Origin of the sequence: Stieleria mannarensis, from assembly GCF_014154935.1 — a bacterium.
GTDB lineage: Bacteria > Planctomycetota > Planctomycetia > Pirellulales > Pirellulaceae > Stieleria > Stieleria mannarensis.
This window is the reverse complement of sequence record NZ_JACEHH010000192.1, coordinates 1-689: the sequence shown is the minus strand read 5'-3', so window position 1 is coordinate 689 and position 689 is coordinate 1. Positions and strand designations below refer to the sequence as shown.

The 689-nt window shown below is 50.5% G+C and carries 1 protein-coding gene; it reads left to right on the top strand.

Annotation, left to right across the window (positions count from 1 at the left end; all coding sequences use genetic code 11):
- The first annotated feature begins 21 nt into the window (after positions 1-21).
- Positions 22-567 (top strand): SMI1/KNR4 family protein, encoded by a 546-nt coding sequence (locus tag H1B37_RS33020; RefSeq protein WP_182871523.1) that lies wholly within the window; start codon positions 22-24, stop codon positions 565-567.
- The last annotated feature ends 122 nt before the right edge of the window (positions 568-689 follow it).

The following is a 689-nucleotide window of genomic DNA, read 5'->3' as shown; positions in this document are numbered from 1 at the left end:
ATGCCACTAACCCAAATCTGAATGTCCGACGAATTCCTCAACTCGCTCGATCAACACTTCCCGACGTTCGCTGGTAAATTGCGATCGCGTCCTGACGCCAACATTGAAAATGTTGAACCCGGTGCGTCAGACGATGATCTTGCCGAGATCGAAGCTTCAATCGGAGTTCCGCTTCCGGAATCCTACAAATCGCTGCTCCGATGTGCTCGTGAATTCTGGTTGTTTGGGGGTGCAATCCAATTCGGATTCCAGCATCCATTCACACACGATTTTCAACCGTACGACGAACTGACTCCTCAACAACAGCAAAGCGTTCAACGAAAAAGCGGCGGCGTCTGGCCGCCACCATCGAACGGCATGTTGTGTTTCGCCGAATTCTTCATGGACGCAGATGGCGATCAGGTTCTATTCGATGTTTCCAACGGCATGGCCAACGGCGAATACCCCGTGATGTACTATGCTCATGAATCGCATCCACCATCTGTTCGCAAACTTGCCGATGACTTTGAGACGTTCTTGAACGATTTTCTTGATTACGAGCAATGGGCAGATGAAGACGCCGCGTAACTCGTGGCATAACCAGTAAGGATTTGACTTCGCGAGCTTGCGAGCCGAAGTTCAAGTCCTCTGTTCAACCAGTAAGGATTTGACTTCGCGAGCTTGCGAGCCGAAGTTCAAGTCCTCTGTTC